The organism is Massilia timonae CCUG 45783, assembly GCF_000315425.1.
Lineage (GTDB): Bacteria > Pseudomonadota > Gammaproteobacteria > Burkholderiales > Burkholderiaceae_D > Telluria > Telluria timonae.
In genome coordinates, this window is sequence record NZ_JH992924.1 from 959,601 (window position 1) to 978,121 (window position 18,521).

At 67.9% G+C, this 18,521-nt stretch carries 15 protein-coding genes; all 15 read left to right on the forward strand.

The genetic code is table 11. The features are described 5' to 3' along the window. Positions 1–68 precede the first annotated feature (68 nt). The 15 genes from HMPREF9710_RS19400 (at position 69) to HMPREF9710_RS19470 (ending at position 18,252) form a co-directional block, all read left to right on the forward strand. A complete protein-coding gene (locus tag HMPREF9710_RS19400; RefSeq protein WP_005669140.1) occupies positions 69–1,991 on the forward strand; it encodes an ATP-binding cassette domain-containing protein in 1,923 nt (640 codons plus the stop codon). A gap of 37 nt (positions 1,992–2,028) precedes the next feature. Then, entirely contained in the window at positions 2,029–2,754 is a 726-nt protein-coding gene (locus HMPREF9710_RS19405; RefSeq protein WP_005669142.1) for a CAAX prenyl protease-related protein, read from the forward strand. A 111-nt stretch (positions 2,755–2,865) separates the two neighbouring features. Beyond that, positions 2,866–4,014: an XrtB/PEP-CTERM-associated polysaccharide biosynthesis outer membrane protein EpsL gene (epsL, locus tag HMPREF9710_RS19410; protein ID WP_229409861.1), complete on the forward strand. Its 1,149-nt coding sequence runs from the start codon at positions 2,866–2,868 to the stop codon at positions 4,012–4,014. An 18-nt stretch (positions 4,015–4,032) separates the two neighbouring features. Then, entirely contained in the window at positions 4,033–5,415 is a 1,383-nt protein-coding gene (locus HMPREF9710_RS19415; protein WP_005669148.1) for an undecaprenyl-phosphate glucose phosphotransferase, read from the forward strand. Between the two features lie 294 nt (positions 5,416–5,709). Beyond that, the gene (gene fcl / locus HMPREF9710_RS19420) at positions 5,710–6,762 is read left to right on the forward strand and encodes a GDP-L-fucose synthase (protein WP_005669150.1); all 1,053 of its coding nucleotides are present in this window, start codon (positions 5,710–5,712) and stop codon (positions 6,760–6,762) included. Between the two features lie 102 nt (positions 6,763–6,864). Next, positions 6,865–7,884, forward strand: a complete 1,020-nt coding sequence (locus HMPREF9710_RS19425) for an EpsD family peptidyl-prolyl cis-trans isomerase (RefSeq protein ID WP_229409862.1) — start codon at positions 6,865–6,867, stop codon at positions 7,882–7,884. A gap of 42 nt (positions 7,885–7,926) precedes the next feature. Continuing rightward, a complete protein-coding gene (gene epsE / locus HMPREF9710_RS19430; protein ID WP_005669154.1) occupies positions 7,927–8,715 on the forward strand; it encodes a polysaccharide export protein EpsE in 789 nt (262 codons plus the stop codon). Positions 8,716–8,781: 66 nt separating this feature from the next. After that, positions 8,782–10,200: a chain length determinant protein EpsF gene (gene epsF, locus HMPREF9710_RS19435; protein WP_005669156.1), complete on the forward strand. Its 1,419-nt coding sequence runs from the start codon at positions 8,782–8,784 to the stop codon at positions 10,198–10,200. Positions 10,201–10,229: 29 nt separating this feature from the next. Continuing rightward, entirely contained in the window at positions 10,230–11,099 is an 870-nt protein-coding gene (gene epsG, locus HMPREF9710_RS19440) for a chain length determinant protein tyrosine kinase EpsG (RefSeq protein WP_005669158.1), read from the forward strand. 1 nt (position 11,100) lies between these two features. Continuing rightward, positions 11,101–12,117 carry an exosortase B gene (gene xrtB, locus HMPREF9710_RS19445; RefSeq protein WP_005669161.1) on the forward strand — a complete coding sequence of 339 codons (1,017 nt, stop codon included), beginning with the start codon at positions 11,101–11,103 and terminating at the stop codon, positions 12,115–12,117. Continuing rightward, positions 12,114–12,854 (forward strand): exosortase-associated protein EpsI, B-type, encoded by a 741-nt coding sequence (epsI, locus tag HMPREF9710_RS19450; protein WP_005669163.1) that lies wholly within the window; start codon positions 12,114–12,116, stop codon positions 12,852–12,854. The genes xrtB and epsI overlap by 4 nt, the downstream gene beginning before the upstream one ends. 18 nt (positions 12,855–12,872) lie before the next feature. Then, positions 12,873–14,420, forward strand: coding sequence for an O-antigen ligase family protein (locus HMPREF9710_RS19455; protein WP_005669164.1), 1,548 nt, complete (start codon positions 12,873–12,875; stop codon positions 14,418–14,420). After that, a complete protein-coding gene (locus HMPREF9710_RS19460) occupies positions 14,306–15,943 on the forward strand; it encodes an oligosaccharide flippase family protein (protein WP_229409863.1) in 1,638 nt (545 codons plus the stop codon). Before HMPREF9710_RS19455 ends, HMPREF9710_RS19460 begins: the two co-directional genes overlap by 115 nt. 262 nt (positions 15,944–16,205) lie before the next feature. Then, the gene (locus HMPREF9710_RS19465; protein WP_005669167.1) at positions 16,206–17,486 is read left to right on the forward strand and encodes a glycosyltransferase family 4 protein; all 1,281 of its coding nucleotides are present in this window, start codon (positions 16,206–16,208) and stop codon (positions 17,484–17,486) included. Next, on the forward strand, positions 17,422–18,252 hold the full coding sequence (locus HMPREF9710_RS19470) for a glycosyltransferase family 2 protein (protein ID WP_081589965.1): 831 nt from the start codon (positions 17,422–17,424) through the stop codon (positions 18,250–18,252). The genes HMPREF9710_RS19465 and HMPREF9710_RS19470 overlap by 65 nt, the downstream gene beginning before the upstream one ends. Positions 18,253–18,521: the final 269 nt, after the last annotated feature.

Sequence of the window (18,521 nt, forward strand, 5' to 3'; positions counted from 1 at the left end):
TCAATCAATTAACGCACATTTTTCCGATCCCGCGCCGGCAACACCGCGCGACGGAACGCTTACCGAACATGGCAGTCATCTCCCTCACTTCCGCGCAACTGGCCTTCGGCCACGTCCCGCTGCTCGACCACGCCGACTTTTCGCTGGAAACCGGCGAGCGCGTCGGTCTCATCGGCCGTAACGGCACCGGCAAATCCTCGCTCCTGAAGATCATCTCGGGCCGCTCGAAACTCGACGACGGCCTGCTGGTCATGCAGCAGGGCGTGAGCATCGCCTACGTTGAGCAGGAACCAGTGTTCGACCCGCAAATGACCGTGTTCGACGTGGTCGCGCTCGGCATGGGCGACCAGCAGGCGATGCTGACTGAATATGAAGAACTCACCGGCAAGTTCGGCCAGGGCGACGACGATGCGCTGATGGAACGCATGCACGTGCTGCAGACCAGGCTGGACGCCACCGACGGCTGGAACCTGGCGAACAAGGTCGAGACCACGCTGGGCCGCCTGAACCTGGCGGGCGACGCGAAAATGGGCACCTTGTCCGGCGGTATGCAAAAGCGGGTGGCGCTGGCCGTGGCCCTGGTGTCGGCGCCGGACGTGCTGCTGCTCGACGAACCGACCAACCACCTGGACTTTACCTCGATCAAGTGGCTGGAGAGCCTGTTGCGTGAGTTCCGCGGCTCGATCCTGTTCATCACCCACGACCGCAGCTTCCTGGACAATGTCGCCACCCGCATCATCGAGCTCGACCGCGGCAAGCTGCTCTCGTTCCCGGGCAATTTCTCGACGTATCAGGAGCGCAAGCGCGAATTGCTGGCCAACGAGGAAGTCGAGAACGCCAAGTTCGATAAATTCCTGGCGCAAGAAGAAGTGTGGATCCGCAAGGGCGTGCAGGCGCGCCGTACCCGCGACGAAGGCCGCGTGCGCCGCCTGGAAGCGCTGCGCCTGCAGCGCGCCGCGCGCCGCGACCAGCAGGGCCAGATCAAGCTCGACGTCGCCACCGGCGAGCGCTCGGGCAAGATCGTCGCCGACCTGGAAGGCGTGTCGAAGCGTTATGGCGACAAGGTGATCGTCGACGGTTTCACCGGCACCATCATGCGCGGCGACAAGGTCGGCCTGATCGGGCCGAACGGCGCCGGCAAGACGACCTTGCTCAAGATCATCCTGGGTGAGGAAACGGCCGACAGCGGCGCCGTGCGCCTCGGCACCAAATTGAACGTGGCGTATTTCGACCAGATGCGCACCCAGCTCAACGAAGAGGCGAGCCTGGCCGACACCATCGCTCCCGGCAGCGACTGGGTCGAGATCAATGGCCAGCGCAAGCATGTGATGACCTACCTGAACGACTTCCTGTTCTCGCCGGAACGGGCGCGTTCGCCGGTCAAGTCGCTCTCGGGCGGCGAGCGCAACCGCCTGCTGCTGGCGCGCCTGTTCGCCAAGCCGGCCAACTGCCTGGTGCTGGACGAACCGACCAACGACCTCGACATCGACACCCTCGAACTGCTGGAAGAATTGCTGGAGGAATACACCGGCACCGTCTTCCTTGTCAGCCACGACCGTACCTTCCTGGACAATGTCGTGACCCAGGTCATCGTGGCCGAGGGCGGCGGCAAGTGGCGCGAATATGTCGGCGGCTATACTGACTGGGAGCGCGTCAGGGCGGCGGCCCCGGCGGCGTCTGCGCCGGCGCCTGCGCCGAACGCGGCCAAGGCCAGCGCCGCCAAGGTGGACGAGGCGCCGGCCCAGGGCGCGGGCAAGAAGGTCAAGCTGAGCTACAAGGAACAGCGCGAGCTCGAAGAGTTGCCGCAGTTGATCGCGTCGCTCGAAGACGAGCAGTCCGCGATCACGCAGCAGTTGAACGCGCCTGATTTCTACAAGACGAATCCGGCCGACGCCAAGCGCATCAATGCGCGGTATGCCGAGATCGACGACTTGCTGCTCGACGCGCTCGAGCGCTGGGAGCGCATCGAGGCGCGCGCCAGGGGCGAATAAGCACGACGTTCAATGAGGCAATGAAGGGACGGCATCGATGACCGAACGCGATGAACCACATGCTGTCCCGCCACCGGCCGCGTTCGCGGCCGACGAACCCCTTCTCAACCGCGCCGCCTGGATGCGGATCCTGCCTTTCGGCACCTATATTTTCTTCATTATCCTTGCCGACATGCTCGAGCGGATCGGTGTCGGCCGCGCCGAGCTGCGCTGGCTGTATCCGGTGCAGGTCGGCGCCGTGCTGGCGCTGCTGGCCGCGTTCTGGCGCGGCTATGACGAGCTGCACCGTTTCGCGCTGTCGCTGAGGCAGGCGCTGGCCGCCAGCGCCGCCGGCGTCGTGGTGCTGGTCTTGTGGGTGCATCTCGACGCCCCCTGGATGACGCTTGGCAGCGCGCCCGGCTACGACCCGCGCACACAAGGCGAGATCGACTGGTTGTTGGTGACGATCCGCATTGCCGGCGCCGCCCTGATCGTGCCGGTGATGGAAGAGCTGTTCTGGCGCTCTTTCTTGATGCGGTGGGTCGAGCGATCCGACTTCATGTCGCTTGATCCGGCGCGTATCGGCTTCAAGGCTTTCGTGATTCCATGCCTGTTGTTCGGATTCGAACACCATCTTTGGCTGGCCGGCGTCATGGCCGGCGTCGCCTATGGTTTGTTGTATATGCGGCACCGCAAGCTGTGGTCGCCGATACTGGCTCACGCTATCACCAATGGATTGCTGGGAGTCTGGGTGGTGCATACCGGAGGCTGGCAGTTCTGGTAATTCCTTCGGCGCAGCATCCACCGGGAAATGTAGAACATGCCTTTCAACCCTGCAGCGCATCGGCTTCGAACCGTGGCGGCCCTGGCGACGGTGTTATGTTCCTTCCCAGCAGTGTCTGCGCCGAACGACGCGCGACAAGAAGACGGCATACGGCTGCTTGGCGGCATCGGCTGGGCCTACGACGACAATATTTTTCGTGTGGCCGACGACGAGCAACCGTTCGAAGGCCAGCGCAGCGATTCCTATCGCACGCTCGACGCCGGCGTCGTGCTCGACAAGACCATCAGCCGCCAGCGCATCGCGGCGACCGCCAAGGTGTCGAAGGTCAAGTTCGACCACTTCGACCAGCTCGACTACGACGGACGTGACCTGCAGGCGAGCTGGTTGTGGCAAGCCGGCAAGCAGTTCGAGGGCCGTGTCGAAGCGTTGTACATCAAGACGCTGGCGCCATACACCGACTTCGACAGCGACGAACGCAACCTGCGCCGGCAGCGGCGCCAGTTGCTCGATGCCGGCTGGAAGCTGCATCCAAGCTGGAAGCTGCGCGTCGGCGCCGCGCGCGACAAGTACACCTACGAGTTGCTGGCCCAGCGCTACAACGACCGCACCGAAAAAGCCTATGAGGTCGAGCTCCAGTACCGGCCAAAAAGCGGCAGCACGGTGGGCCTCGTCGCGCGCCGCCTGAAGGGCAACTATCCGTACCGGCGACCTTACAACAGCAGCGTGCTCACCGACGATTTCACCCAGGACGAGCTCAAGGCGCGGGTCGACTGGCTGGCGAGCGGCTCGACGACGGTGCAGGCGCTGGTCGGCTATGCGCGGCGCGACCAGCCCTCGTACGACGACGGCCGCACCAGCGGCGTCAACGGCCGTGTCACCTGGCTGTACAAGCCGCAGGGCAAGATCAGCTATGGCGCGTCGCTGTGGCGCGAATTCGCGCCGATCGAAAGCTCGCGGGTCAGCACGACCCTGAACAAGGGAGCGAGCCTGCAAGCCACCTGGCTTGCCACCGACCGCATCCGGCTGGACGCCCGCGCCGCCTACGAGAAGCGCGACTATACGGCGCGCGACGTGTTTGCCGGATTGGACGACCTGACCGACGCGATCCGCAGCGCCACCGTACGGGCGTCATGGCAGGTCCGGCCCAAGGTACAAGTGATCGCCGGCTACGCCTACGAGTCGCGCACCGGTTCGCAGGCACTCGGCACCGGCAAGTTCGACGCCAATATGGTGCAACTGAGCGCCAATGTGCTGTTCTGATGATGGATGTGGCGGCGCATGACGGTCAATGACATTCCCATTATTTCGTTCTTCCAGCGCGTGCTCGATCCGCTGATCGTGATGGGCAGCCTGTACCTGGCGACATTGGCCTTTGGCGAACCGTTCTCCGGCTATTGCCTGGTGCTGATGATCCTGGCCTTCTTCATCTCGTCGGCCGTCTACCAGCAGATCGATCCCTACCGCACCTGGCGCAGCGGCCGCATGCTGGCCTATGCGCGCGATACGGTATTCGGCTGGTGCCTGACGCTCGCCGTGCTGTATTTCCTCGGCTCGGCCAGCGGCATGAGGTACTACTACGACGAGCGGGTGCTGCTGGCCTGGGCGCTGGCGACGCCGCTGACGATCCTGGCCAGCCATATCGCGGTGCGCTTCGCCACCGGCAACCGCAAGCACGCCGGTGAGCTGCGCTCGATCGTGGTGGTCGGCGCCAACGATGCCGGCATCAAGTTCGCCGGCGTGTGCGAGCGCTATCCGAACCTGTTCATGCAGGTGCAGGGCTTTTTCGACGACCGTACCGACGGTCGCAAGCCGCCCGGCCTGCGCTATCCGATGCTGGGCAAGATGGCAGACGTCGCCGCTTATGTGCGGCGCAAGAACATCAAGATGATCTTCATCAGTCAGCCGGTCTCGGCCCAGCCGCGCATCCGCCAGCTGGTCGACGAATTGAAGGACACCACCGCCTCGGTCTATTTCTTGCCCGACGTGTACGTGTTCGACCTGATGCAGGCGCGTTTCGATACCGTGGGCGGGATGCCGGTGATCGCGATCAGCGAGTCGCCGTTCATGGGCTTTAACAGCGTGCTCAAGCGCGGCACCGACGTCGTGGTCAGCGCGCTGGCCCTGGTGCTGCTGGGGCCGCTGATGCTGGTGATCGCCCTTGCCGTGAAGCTCGGTTCGCCTGGCCCTGTGCTGTTCAAGCAGCGCCGCTACGGGCTGTATGGCGAAGAGATCTATATCTATAAATTCCGCTCCATGACGGTACTGGACGACGGGCCGACCATCGTCCAGGCCAGGGCCGACGATCGCCGCATCACCCGCCTCGGCCACTTCCTGCGCCGCACTTCGCTCGACGAATTGCCGCAGTTTATCAATGCGCTGCAAGGACGCATGAGCGTGGTCGGACCGCGTCCGCATGCGGTCGCGCACAACGAGGAATACCGCAAGCTCATCAAGGGTTACATGTTGCGCCACAAGGTCAAGCCGGGCATTACCGGCTGGGCCCAGGTGCATGGCCTGCGCGGCGAGACGGCCACCCTCGACAAGATGGAAGCGCGCATCCAGTACGACCTCGATTACCTGCGCAACTGGTCGCTGTGGCTCGATCTGTGGATCATCCTCAAGACCGTCAAGGTCGTCCTCACGCGCGAGAACGCGCACTGATGCCTATCCCGGCGCGCCGCCGGCGAAGCGCGGCGCGAGAAAAATGAACCGTCGGGCTTCGCGCGCATCGAATGGCAGGGGTGGCGGGGATTCCGGCCGAGCTTTCGAGCCAATCAATTTTGTCCTAGAAACGGATGAGCGCTAATCGACGCGCTCTTTGATCTGGACGATTCCCGACAAGCTTGCGCGGCCATCCGGGCTGGGTAGAATCGTTAACCACAATGCAAGAACAATGGCCGATTTCGCTGCTGCAATAGGGGCGGCGACACATCGACATTGATCACGGGAGGCAATGTGCACAACAAGCCACGCATCTACGTCGCCGGCCACAGCGGCCTCGTCGGCTCGGCCATCGTGCGCGCGCTGGGCGCCGCAGACAAGGCCGAGATCGTCACCCGCAGCCACGACGAACTCGAGCTGACCGACCAGGCGCAAGTGCGCGAGTTCTTCCGCAGCGAAGGCATCGACCAGGTCTACCTGGCGGCGGCCAAGGTAGGCGGCATCCACGCCAACCATACCTATCCGGCCGAGTTCATCTACGACAACCTGATGGTGCAGGCAAATGTCGTGCACGAGGCCTGGCGCGCGGGCGTGCGCAAGCTGCTGTTCCTTGGTTCGTCCTGCATCTATCCGCGCCTGGCGGCGCAGCCGATCCGCGAGGAATACTTGATGAACGGCATGCTCGAGCCGACCAACGAGCCCTATGCCATGGCCAAGATTGCCGGCATCAAGCTATGCGAAAGCTATAACCGCCAGTACGGCACCGACTATCGCAGCGTGATGCCCACCAATCTGTACGGTCCCGGCGATAACTACCATCCCGAGAACAGCCACGTCATTCCCGCCTTGCTGCGGCGCTTCCATGAGGCCAAGGCGAGCGCCGCCCCCGAGGTCGTGATCTGGGGCAGCGGCAAGCCGATGCGCGAATTCCTCTACGTCGACGACATGGCGGCCGCCAGCGTTCACGTGATGGCGCTGGCGCCCGAGGCGTATGCGGCGGCTACCGACCCCATGCATTCGCACATCAATGTCGGCACCGGCCAGGACGTCACCATCGCCGAGCTGGCGTGCCTGGTGGGCCAGACCGTGGGGTACCGGGGCGAGATCGTCTTCGACGCCAGCAAGCCCGACGGCACGCCGCGCAAGCTGCTCGACGTCTCCAAGCTGGCGGCGCTGGGCTGGCGCGCCAGCACGCCGCTGGCCGAGGGGCTGGAGCGTGCTTATCGCGCGTATCTGGCGCACCTCTGCGCAGGTGGCGATCCCGACGCACGATGTGAGATGCACAACAGAACAGATGGCGCAAGCGGTCCAGAATGGCGGATTTCACACCGGACTGCGCATGCCTGAGGGCCAATGCCGTCCACGCCGGAGAACACCATGCAGAGCTCGTACCACAATGTCACAGACTTGCCGCATCCATTCGCACCGAGGTTCAGCCCGAGGCGGGCCGTGTGCGCGGTCCTGGTGCTGGCCAGCGTCGCGCTGGCCGGTTGCAACCGCGACAAGCCGGTGCCCGAGACCAAGCCCGGCCAGGCCCTGGCGAGCGTCAACGGCGAAGAGATCACGGTTTTGCAGCTGAATGAAGAAATGCAGCGTGCCGGCGTCCCGGCTGCCCAGCAGCAAACCGCCAGCAAGCAGTTGCTGCAAGCCCTGATCGACCGCGAACTGCTCGAAAGCGCGGCGGCCAAGGAAAAGATCGACCGCGATCCCAAGGTGATGCAGGCGATCGAGCGCGCGCGCTCCCTGATCATCGCCCAGGCCTATATGCAGAAGCGGGTGGGCGACGTCGGTCGGCCGACCGAGGCCGAGATCGAGGATTATTTCAACAAGCATCCCCAGTTCTTCGCCAACCGCCGCCAGTTCGCGATGAACCAGCTCGTGCTGCCGGCGTCCAGCGTGACGCCCGAGCTGCGCGCCGCCGCCGACAAGGCCCGCTCGCTCGAGGACGTGGCCGCCTATCTCGACACCAGGCAGGTCGCCTACGGCCGCGCCCAGGTCACGCGCAGCACTGCCGACCTCAAGCCCGAGCTGGCCGCGAAGCTGCTGTCGATGCCGAAGGGCCAGCTGTTCCTGGTGCAGGAAGGGCAGCGCGCGCTCCTGACCTCGATCGACGAGGTGCGCGACGCGCCGGTGTCGCTGGCGATCGCCGCGCCGCAGATCGCGCAATACCTGGCCAACCGCAAGAACAAGGAACTGGCCCAGGCCGAAATCCAGCGCCTGCGCGCCACCGCGAAGATCGACTACCTGAACAAGGACCTGGCGCCCGACGCCGCCACGCCCGGCGCGCTCCCGGCCGCGGCGCCGGCGGCGCTGGCGGGCATGCCCGCCACGCCGGCGCACGCCGGACCGGGTGCGGGTGCGGGCGACGGCGACGGCAACGGCGACATCGGCCCGGTGGCCGACACCGTGCACGAGGACGCGCGCGCCGACAAGGCGGCGCTCGACCGCGGCGTGGCCGGCCTCAAGTAGGGCTTGCGAAGGACTTCCCAACGACGTGCCTGGAGACTGACGATGAAACGCTGGATCAAGTGGATGACGGGGGCCGCCTTCATGCTGGGCATGAGCGTGGCCGGTGCGACCGAGGTGCTGCTGGGCGCCGGCGACGTGGTCAAGCTGTCCGTGTATGGCAGCCCCGACCTGTCGATCGAGACCCGCGTCAGCGAGAGTGGCCACATCACGTTCCCGCTGCTGGGCCAGGTGGCTGTCGGCGGCCTGTCGGTGGCCGCCGCCGAAAAGAAGATCGCCGGCCAGCTCGAGAAGGGGGGCTACATCAAGCGGGCCCAGGTGAACATGCTGGTGACCACGCTGGCCAGCCAGCAGGTGTCGGTGCTGGGCCAGGTGAACCGGCCGGGCCGCTATCCGGTCGAAGGCAGGCGCAAGGTGCTCGACATGCTGGCGCTGGCCGGCGGCATCCATGGCGATGGCGGCGACATGATCAGCCTGGTGCGCACGCGTGACGGCAAGACGACGCGCGAGACCATCGATGTGGTCGACATGGTGCGCAAGGGCGAGCTCGACAAGGACTACGAGGTCGCCGGCGGCGACATCATCTTCGTGGAGCGGGCGCCGCGCGCTTACGTCACCGGCGAGGTCAGCCGTCCCGGGCCGTTCCGCCTGGAGCGCGGCATGACGGTCCAGCAGGCGATCTCGGCCGGTGGCGGCCTGAGTCCGCGCGGCAGCGACAACGGCATCAAGGTCACGCGCCGCGACCCCAGCGGCAAGCCGGTCACGCTGGACGTCCAGGCCAGTGATACGGTCCAGGTCGACGACGTGATCGTGGTGCGCGAAAGCTGGTTCTGACGGCAGCGTGTCCGGCATCGGCTTCTCGCCGGGCTTGGACGCGGTCCCCGCATGCAAAGGTGAGTCATGAGCGTGCATCAATTTCTGCTGATTTTGCTGGCCCGTAAGAAAATCGTCCTGGGAACGCTCCTGGTCACGGTGCTGCTCGCCCTCGGCTGGAGCGTGGTGCAGCAAAAGACCTACGAGGCCACGGCATCGGTGCTGCTCAACTACAAGGGCGTCGATCCGCTCACCGGCCTGACCATGCCAGGGCAACTGATGCCGGGATATATGGCAACGCAAATGGACATCATCGGCAGCAAGAACGTGGCGCTGCGCGTCGTCGACACGCTGCGGCTGGCGTCGAGCCCGGCCGTCGTCCAGCAATTCCAGGAAGCCAACGAGGGCAGGGGGACGGTGCGCGACTGGCTGGCCGACCTGCTGCTCCAGAAGCTCGAGATCATGCCGTCGCGCGAGTCGAGCGTGGTCGAGATCAGCTTCAGCGGCGCCGATCCCGTGTTCGCGGCCGCGGTCGCGAACGCCTTCGCCGAGGAATACCGGCGGGTCGGCGTGCAGCTCAAGACCGAGCCGGCCAAGAACGCCTCGCTGTACTTCAACGAACAGACCAGGCAGTTGCGCGACAACCTCGAGGCGGCCCAGGCCCGCCTGTCGAAGTACCAGCAAGAAAAAGGCATCGTCAGCCTCGACAACAACCGGGTCGATGTCGAGCTGTCGCGCCTGAACGACCTGGCCGCCCAGCTGGTGGTGGCCCAGGCTGCGGCCATGGAAGCGGGCTCGCGTGAAAGGGCGGCCGGGACCGCCGGCGCGGCCGTCGATTCGCCCGACGTCGCCAACAATACCCTGATCCAGAACCTGCGCATGAACCTGGCCAGCGCCGAGGCCAAGCTGGCCGAGGCCGGGGCGCGCTTCGGGCGCAACCACCCGCAATACCAGGCCGCGGCCGCCGAAGCCGGCAAGCTGCGTGCCGAGCTCGGCAGTGCGCTGGGCAGCGTCAGCCGCAGCGTCGGCGCCAACGCCGACGTCTACCGCCAGCGTGAAGCCGAGCTGCGCAGCGAGCTGGCGGCGCAGAAGGAACGCGTGCTCGAGCTCAACCGCACCCGCGACGAGCTCGGTCCCTTGCTGAAAGACCTCGAAGGCGCGCAGCGCGCCTTCGATGCGGCCAGCCAGCGCTATTCGCAGACGCGGATCGAGGCCCTGTCCGAGCAATCCGACGTCTCGGTGCTCAACCCGGCCGTGGCCCCCACGACGCCGAGTGGCCCGCGCATCCTGCTCAATACATTGGCTGCGATCGTGCTCGGCACCGTGCTCGGCGTCGGCCTGGCGCTGCTGCTGGAATTGCTGGCGCGGCCGGTGCGCTCCAGCAGCGACCTGCAAGACATGCTGGGCATTCCGGTACTGGGCGCCATCGCCTGGCAGGCGCCGCCCGCGCGGGAGAGCCGTCTTCGCCGGCTGATGGCGCCCGGCCGGCAACCGCGCCTGAACTGAACAGAGCTGAGCTGAGCCGAGGACTCGCCATGAACTCATCCGTGCTATCCGCCCTGCACAGCGGCCCCGGCCGCGACGCCAGCATGGGCGCGCTGCTGGTCGATGCGGGCAAGCTCAGCGTCGATGACGCCGAGCGCGTGCTGCGCACCCACGAAGACCTGGGCATCCGTTTCGGTGAGGCGGCGCTGCGCCTCGGCCTGGTGAGCGAGGACGACATCCAGCAGGCGCTGGCCCGGCAGTTCGCCTATCCCTATCTGCAGAAAGGGCAGGCCAGGCTCTCGCCCAGGCTGGTCGCCGCCTACGAACCGTTTGCGCCCCAGGTCGAGGCCTTGCGCGCGATCCGCAGCCAGCTGACGCTGCGCTGGTTCGCGCGCGGGCGGCGCGCGCTGGCGATCGCCGGCGCCGATCCGGACGATGGCGCCAGCCTGTTCGCCGCCAATCTGGCGCTGGTGTTTTCCCAGCTCGGCGAGCAGACCCTGCTGGTGGACGCCAACCTGCGCGCGCCGCGCCAGCATGAACTGTTCGGACTCCGGCCGCGCCAGGGTCTGTCCGATATGCTGGCGGGGCGGGCCGACCTGGACGCCATCCTGCGCGTGCCGTCCTTTGCCGACCTGTCGGTGTTGCCGGCCGGGACCTTGCCGCCGAATCCGCAAGAACTGCTGGCGCGGCCAGGCTTTCGCACCCTGGCGGCGCAGCTGGAGAGCCGCCACGACGTCGTGCTGCTCGACTTGCCGCCGTTTACGGCCGGCGCCGATGCCCTGGCGGTGGCGGGCCGGGCCGGCGGCGTGCTGCTGGTGGCCTGCAAGCACCGCACCCGCATCGCCGACATGGCGCGCATGGCCGGGCAGATGGTCGATGCCGGCGCCGAAGTGGTCGGTTCGGTGGTGATGGAGTTCTAGCATGGACCCGCGGCACGGCGTGCATCCCGGCCCCGGTCCTGGCCCCGGTCCTGGCCCCGACCCTGGCCGCGACCCTGGCCTGGGCGCCGGCCTGCGCCAGGCCTTGCCCGAATGGTGGCCGGTCATGCTGGGCCTGGCCCTGCTGTTCGGGCCGACGTTCCGCGACCTGTTCAGCGGCGCCTGGATCGGCGAAGAGCAGGGCCATGGACCGATCATTTTCGCCCTGTCCCTGTGGCTGATCTGGCGCAAGTGGCCCGAGGTGCGGGCGGCCAGCGCGCCGCCGCGGCCGCACTGGATCGGCTGGGCGGTGCTGGTGTTCGGCCTGGGCATCCACCTGCTGGGCCGTTCGCAAAAGATCCTGATGTTCGAGGTCGCCTCGATCCTCGCGGTGCTGGCGGCAACCGTCCTGCTCAAGCTGGGCGCGCGCGCCCTGCGCCTGCTGTGGTTCCCGTTCTTCTTCATGCTGTTCATGGTGCCCCTGCCGAGCGAGCTGGTGGCGGCGGTGACGATGCCGATGAAGATGGCCGTGTCCTGGGCCACCGAACACCTGCTGTTCGCGGCCGGCTGTCCGATTTCGCGCTCCGGCGTGGTGCTGCAGATCGGCCAGTACCAGCTGCTGGTGGCCGATGCCTGCGCCGGCCTGCAGACCCTCCTGACCCTCGAGGCGCTGGGCCTGTTCTACCTGAACCTGATGCGCCATCCGTCGGCCTTTCGCAATCTGGCGCTGGCGATCCTGATCGTCCCGGTCTCGTTTACCGCGAACGTGATCCGCGTGATCGCGCTGACCCTGATCACCTATTATTTCGGTGACGCGGCCGGGCAGGGCTTCCTGCACGGCTTTGCCGGCATGGTGCTGTTCGTGACGGCGCTCCTGATGATCCTGGCGCTCGACGCGGCCCTGCAGTGGTTCATCAAGCGCCGCGAGCAGCCGCGCCATCCCGGCCACGGTTGGCCAAACCCGCCGAACTCGCCGAACTCGCCGAACTCGCCGAGTCCACTGCGCGGGGGCGCCCGATGAAACCGGCGCGCCGCCACCTGGCCGTCAGCATCGTGCTGGGCCTGGCCATGGCCGCCACCTCGGCGCTGACCGGGGCCTTGACGCCGGCGCCGCGCGCGCCGCTGCCGCACGAGCGCTTCAGCCTCGAGCAGATGATTCCGCAACGCTTCGGCGCCTGGACGGTCGACCCGGGCGTCGTGCCCCTGCAGCCCGACCCGGAGCAGCAGGGCGTGCTCGCGAAGATCTACGACCAGACCCTGTCGCGCACCTATATCGACGCCCACGGCCAGCGGGTGATGTTGTCGATCGCCTATGGCGGCGACCAGAGCAGGGCATTGCAGCTGCACCTGCCCGAGGTCTGCTACGTGGCCCAGGGCTTCGAGCTGGTCGAGGACAGCGAAGACCTGCTGCCCACCCGCCATGGCCGCTTGCCGGTCAAGCGCCTGGTGGCGCGCCTGAGCGAGCGTAACGAGCCGATCACCTACTGGATCACCATCGGCGACAAGGCGACCAAGGCCGGCATCCAGCAAAAGCTGCGCCGCCTCGCCTACGGCCTGTCGGGCGAGATCCCGGACGGCATGCTGGTGCGGGTATCGACCATCGGTTCCGACGAGCATGCCGCCTGGCGGGTGCAAGACCGTTTCGTGCTCGACCTGCTCGCGGTGCTGGCGCCGGGAGACCGCGCCCACCTGATCGGCGCCGACACCGTGCGCGCCACGGCCGACGCGTCGCGCGCCGTCGGCAGCGCGCGCCACTGACCCGGCGACGGCGCGGCGATGAACGACATCCTGCCCTATATCTATTATTCGTTGCCGTGGCTGTTCGTCATCGGACTGTCGCTCGCGGCCGTGCTGGGGATCGGTGTCGGGATGGTCTGGCCGCGTTTCCTGGTCTATCCCTATCTGCTGGTCTTTTTCTGGGTCAATTCCACCAGCTATGGCAACCTGGCCGTGTTCGCGTCACGCAGCATCTACAGCCGGGGCTCGGGCATGCTGTTCTTCGGCGTGGTGCTGTGGTATGTGCTCGGCGCCTGGCTGTGCGCCCGCATGTCCGCCAGTTTCATGAATCACTGCGTGAACGGCAGCGCAAACAACTTCGCGCCCGGCCGGCCGCGCCAGGCCGCGCCGGCCTGCAATCTGCGGCCCTGGTTCCTGGCCTGGGCCGTCCTGCTGGCCGCCCACGTCGGCGTCGGGCTGGCCACCGGGGTGCCGCTGGCCGAGTCGCTGGCGCCGTCGGGCTTCTCGAATATCGTCTGGATGGCGCCGCTCGTCTCGCTGATGCTGCTGGCCTTCCGCACCCGTGAGCAGGCGCTCGAGCTGGCGCGCTTCATCATGCTGGCGGGTCTGGCGCGCGCGCTGTTCGGCCTCGGCCGCTGGGCGGTATCGGGCGGCGACCCGAACAATGTGTATGCCAATATGAATGCGATCCAGATCCGCCTGACCTTCTTCGACATCAACGACAGCCTGCTGTGCACGCTGGCGTTCGCGATCGCCGCCGTCGCGCTGTTCCAGGCGCCATCCGGCGCGCCGACGCCGGCGCAAGGCCGGCCGTGGCGCGCGCTGGCGTGGGCCACCTTGCTTGCCACCACGCTGTGCGTCGTGCTGTCCTATCGCCGCACCGCCTGGATCGGCTTCCTGCTGGCGTTCGCAGTCGTGCTGTGGCGCTTTCCGCCCGCGCGCCGCCTGCAGCTGGGCTTGGCCGCCATGCCGCTGGCCGGCGCGGCCATGGCCTTCGTGGCGGCGCGGCGCCTGGCGCAGACGCGCGCCGCAGGCGAGGCGGGCGGGGGCGGCGGCGGGGTCGGTGGGCTGTTGTACGACATGCAGTCGCGCCGCTTCGGTCCGGAAAGCGAACGGGTGCTGGAACTCAAGCTGGCGTTCGCCGATTTCCTGGCGCACCCGCTGGCCGGCATCGGCGCCTGGGGCCGCTACCATGGCTACCAGGCCATTTCATGGCAAGGCAACCCGGACGGCGGGCTGTTCCTGCACAGCGGGGTGCTGCACATCGCGCTCAAGAGCGGCCTGCTCGGCACGGTGCTGCTGGCCGGCACCATCGTCGCCTTCGTCGTGGGCGCGCAGCGGGCGCTGCGCAGCCTGCCGCCCGAGCTGCTGGGCCTGGGCGCGGCCGGGGCGGCGGGGCTGGCGTTCATGATTCCCGACCTGCTGATCGGCACGCCGTTCCCGCAGGTGCGCACCACCCAGATGCTGGCTCTATGCCTGAGCCTGCCCTACCTGGCGCTGGCGGCCGCGCAAGAAGCGGCGCAGCGGCCGTCCTGGCAGCGGCCGGCCTGGCAGCGCGCGCCGCGGCGCCCAATGGCGCCGGCGTGATGAAGCTGCGCCTGGCCCTCAACGCCTGGTCCAACCTGCTCGGGGCGGCGGTCCCCGCGCTGGTGATGCTGGGCACGGTGCCGCTGGTGGTGCGAGGCCTGGGCGAGGCCGGCTATGGCGTGTACTCCCTGGTGACGGCCATCGTCGGCTATTTCGCGGTGATCGACATCAACCTCACGGCCGGTTCGGTCAAGTACATCGCCCAGCACCGGGCCAACGGCGACGCGCGGCAGGTCGCCGAGACCCTGTCCTTCGGCCTCGCCACCTATGTCGCCATCGGCCTGCTCGGCGCGCTGGGCATCTGGCTGAGCGCGGCCTGGCTGATCGAGGCCGTGTTCGCGGTGCCGGCGGCCTTGCGCCTCGAGGCGAGCGCGACCCTGCAACTGGCCGCGCTGGCGTTCTTGTGCGGCCAGTTGCAGATCTACCTGAACAGCGTGCCGCAGTCGCTCATGCGCTACGATATTTCAGGCCGGCTCGAGATGGCGTTCGGGACGCTGGTGCCGCTGGCCACGGTCGGCGTGCTGGCCCTGGGCGGCGGCCTGTTCGAGGTGGTCCTGCTGCGCGTGGTCGCGAGCGCCATCCACGCTCTGGTGCTGTGGCGCGCCGTCCGGCGCCTGCTGCCCGACTGGCGCTGGCGCTGGCCGGGCGCCGGCGTGCGCGCGGCCCTGCTGCGCTTCTCGGGCTGGACTTTCCTGTCGCGCTTCGCCGCGCTGTCGTACGCCCACGCCGACAAGCTGGTGATCGGGGCCCTGGTCGGCGTCGCCGGCCTCGCGTATTTCACGGTCGCCGCCACCCTGGCCAACCGCGTGCTGGGACTGAGCTTTCGCCTGTCGGCCGTGGCCTTCCCGGCCGCCAGCGCGCTCGCGGCCAGGGGCGAGCTGGCGCGCCTGGACGCGGTCTACCTCAAGGCGACGCGCTACGTGGTCTACCTGAACGCGGCGATCCTGGTGCTGCTGACCGTGTTCGCCCATCGCATCCTGGGCTACTGGATGGACGCCGCCTTCGCGCGCCACGGCGCCACCATCCTGGCGCTGATGGCCTTGTCGCAATTCGTCGATTCCCTGACCAGCCTGCCGTCTCTGGTCAACGACGGCATGGGCCACCCGCGCGTCTCGGGGCTGTTCGCCGTGGTGCGCGCGCTGGCCGGGCTGGGCATGGTCTACGCCGGCGTGGCCGGGTGGGGGATCCTTGGGGCCGCCTGGGGTCACCTGGCCACCTCGCTGCTGTTCGCCACGGCATTCCTGGTCTACGTCCATGGCCGCACCGTCCCGACCCCGCTGCGGCGCCTGCTGGTCCATGGCTATGTGCCGGGGCTGGCCGGGATCGCGCCCGTCGCCATCGCCGCCGGCGCGGCCGAGGCCCTGCTCGACGATAGCCTGGGCGCCTTCCTCGCGATCCTGGCCGCCACCGTGCTCCTGCTGGCCCTGCATGGAGCGCTGTTCGTGATCGAGCGCGGCGACCGCGACCTGGCCTGGGCCCGCCTCAAGACGCGCTGCCAGCCGGCGCGCGCCAGGGCCGGTTGAGGATGGCCGGGGCGCTGAACTCAAGTAGCGCCATGGATGTCCAACCATATGCGGTGGCGGACAGTCGACATCACCGATTCGGCACCTTCGGCGGCAGCGTGACGGTCGGGCCATACACCGCGCCAGCGCACGGGCGTATCTCCCGCGTTTCGAGCGAAAGGGTGCTGTCAGGACGCCTTGCATGTCGCCACGGTACATTCGCCTCGAGGGCACGGCAGTCGTCCTGCCCGAGAGCTCACGTCTTTGATAGCGGGGGTGAGGCATGCGCATCCTGATGGTGTCCGAGGATCTGCCAGGCGAACAAGTGGGCGGCCTGGGCAAGCACGTGGTGACCCTGGCCAACCGCCTGCTGCAAGAGGGCCATGCGGTCGAGATCCTGGGCCGCGCCGACCGGCCCTCGGCCGACCCCGCGCGCCAGATCGGCTTCGCCGGACGCTTCCGGCCCGGTTTCGCCATCGTGCGCCCCGGCTGGAAAGAGGCGCAGCTGGGCGTCTTCAATCCGCTCAAGCGGCCCTGGTTTGCGCGCCGCATCGCGCGCGCCATCGATGCCCATGCCGCCGGCTTCGACGTGGTCCACTACCACGGCCACCTGCCGATGACGGGCCTGTACGTCCGGGACGGCATCAACTTCGTGCAGACCCGCCACGACCAGGGCAGCGAATGCCTGACCCACCTGCGCTTCGTCGACGACGCCGTGTGCGAGCGGCTGGCGCCGGGCGCGTGCACGGCGTGCAGCGCGCGCCACGCCGCCCCGAGTCCCGGCCCGGTGCGCACGGCGCTGACGGCGCTCGCCGTCAGCGGCTACCGCAGCCAGGCCGCGCGCGCCTTCGCCCGCCACAAGACAGTGTTCGTGTCCCACTTCCTGCGTCGCCGTTTCCTGCGCGCGGTGCCCGATGCCGACCTGGCGCGCAGCCGCGTGATCCACAACCTGGTCGACTATTCCTCGCTGCGCGCGCTGGCCCTGGCCGCCCCGGCGCCGCAGGCAGGAGAGGTGGTGCTGGCCGGCAGGATCGACACCGGCAAGGGGTTCGCGGAATTTCTCGACGCCGCCGCCGGCCACCTGCCAGCCCATACCCACTTGACCGTCGTCGGCGACGGTCCGCAGCGCGCGGCGCTGGAGCGGCGCCACGCCGGTCCGCAGGTGCGCTTCCTCGGCTGGCAAGACCATGCCGCCACCCTGGCCCTGGCCGCACGCGCCCACCTGTGCGTGGTGCCGTCGTTGTGCGAGGAAGCCTGCAGCACCACGGTGCTCGAAGCGCTGGCGCTGGGCCGCGGTTGCCTGGCGCTGGCGCGCGGCGGCACGCCCGAGCTGGCCCAGTACGCCCAGTATTCGGGCCAGCTGGCGCTGGCCCGCACCATGCCGACGCTGGTCGCACGGCTGGCGCGCCTGCTCGCGGCGGCGCCGCCGCCACGCATTGCGCCGCCGGCCGACTTCGGAACCGACGCCGCCCGCCTGCTGCCCACCTTACTGGAGCTGTATGCCGAACCAGCCGACCTTCTCGATCGTCACCTGCACCTGGAACAGCGCGGCTACGCTGGCTGACACGCTGGCCTCGGTCCAGGCCCAGACCTGCCGCGATCTCGAGCACATCTTCGTCGATGCCGGCTCGAGCGACGCCACCCTGGACATGATCGCCGCCTATCCCGGCGCCAAGCGCGTGCTGCGCGACGTGCGGGGCGGCATCGGCCACGCCATGAACCAGGGCATCGCCGCGGCGGGCGGCCGCTACGTCGCCCACCTGCACTCCGACGACTATTACGCCGGCCCGGCGGTGCTGGCCACGGTCGGGCGGCGCATCGAAGAGCTTGGCGGCATACTCGGCGACGGCGACGGCGACGGCGACGCGGGCGGCGGCTGCCCGCCGGCCTGGGTGGTCGGCAACATCCAGGTGCTCAGGGAGGGCCGCCTGCTGCCGCCGAACGCGATGCCGCCGTTCTCCTACCGCTCCTACGCCGCCGGCCGCGCCTGGGTGCCGCACCCGGCCGTGTTCGTGCGGCGCGACGTGTTCGCCCTGGTCGGCGGCTTCGACGAGCGCCTGCGCTATGCGATGGACGTCGACCTGTGGCTGCGGCTGGGGGCGCTCAGCCGGCCGGCGCTGGTCGATGCGGTGCTGGCCGTATTTCGCGACCATGCCGGCAGCGTCTCGTCGCGCAACCGGATCGCGGCGCGGCGCGAGGAGTTCGCCGTGCGCCGGCGCCATGCGGACAAGGCGCCGCTGTCGTTCGGCATCTATTGCCTGCGCTACCTGAAGCGCATGCATGCCTTGCGCCGTCTGCAACGCAGCGCGGATGGCCAGGCGCAAAGCTAGCGCATGCTCCCAGTTATCGCACAGTCTTTCCACATCGAGCACGACAGTTACTGGACAGAACATCCTGTTCACCAAATGTTAAATCCGTCGTGTTGGATTCGTGCGAATGGAGGGCGCGAAAGCAAATAAACCTCTTGTTTCCTTGGGGAAGTTGATTTTGTTCAAAAAAACCTGCGGTAACATTGTTCCCGTCAAGCAAGCGTCGCCCGACGCCTGCAGCAGGTATCGATCCAGCGCCCGATCGCGGCGCGATCCCTGAACAATTCTCG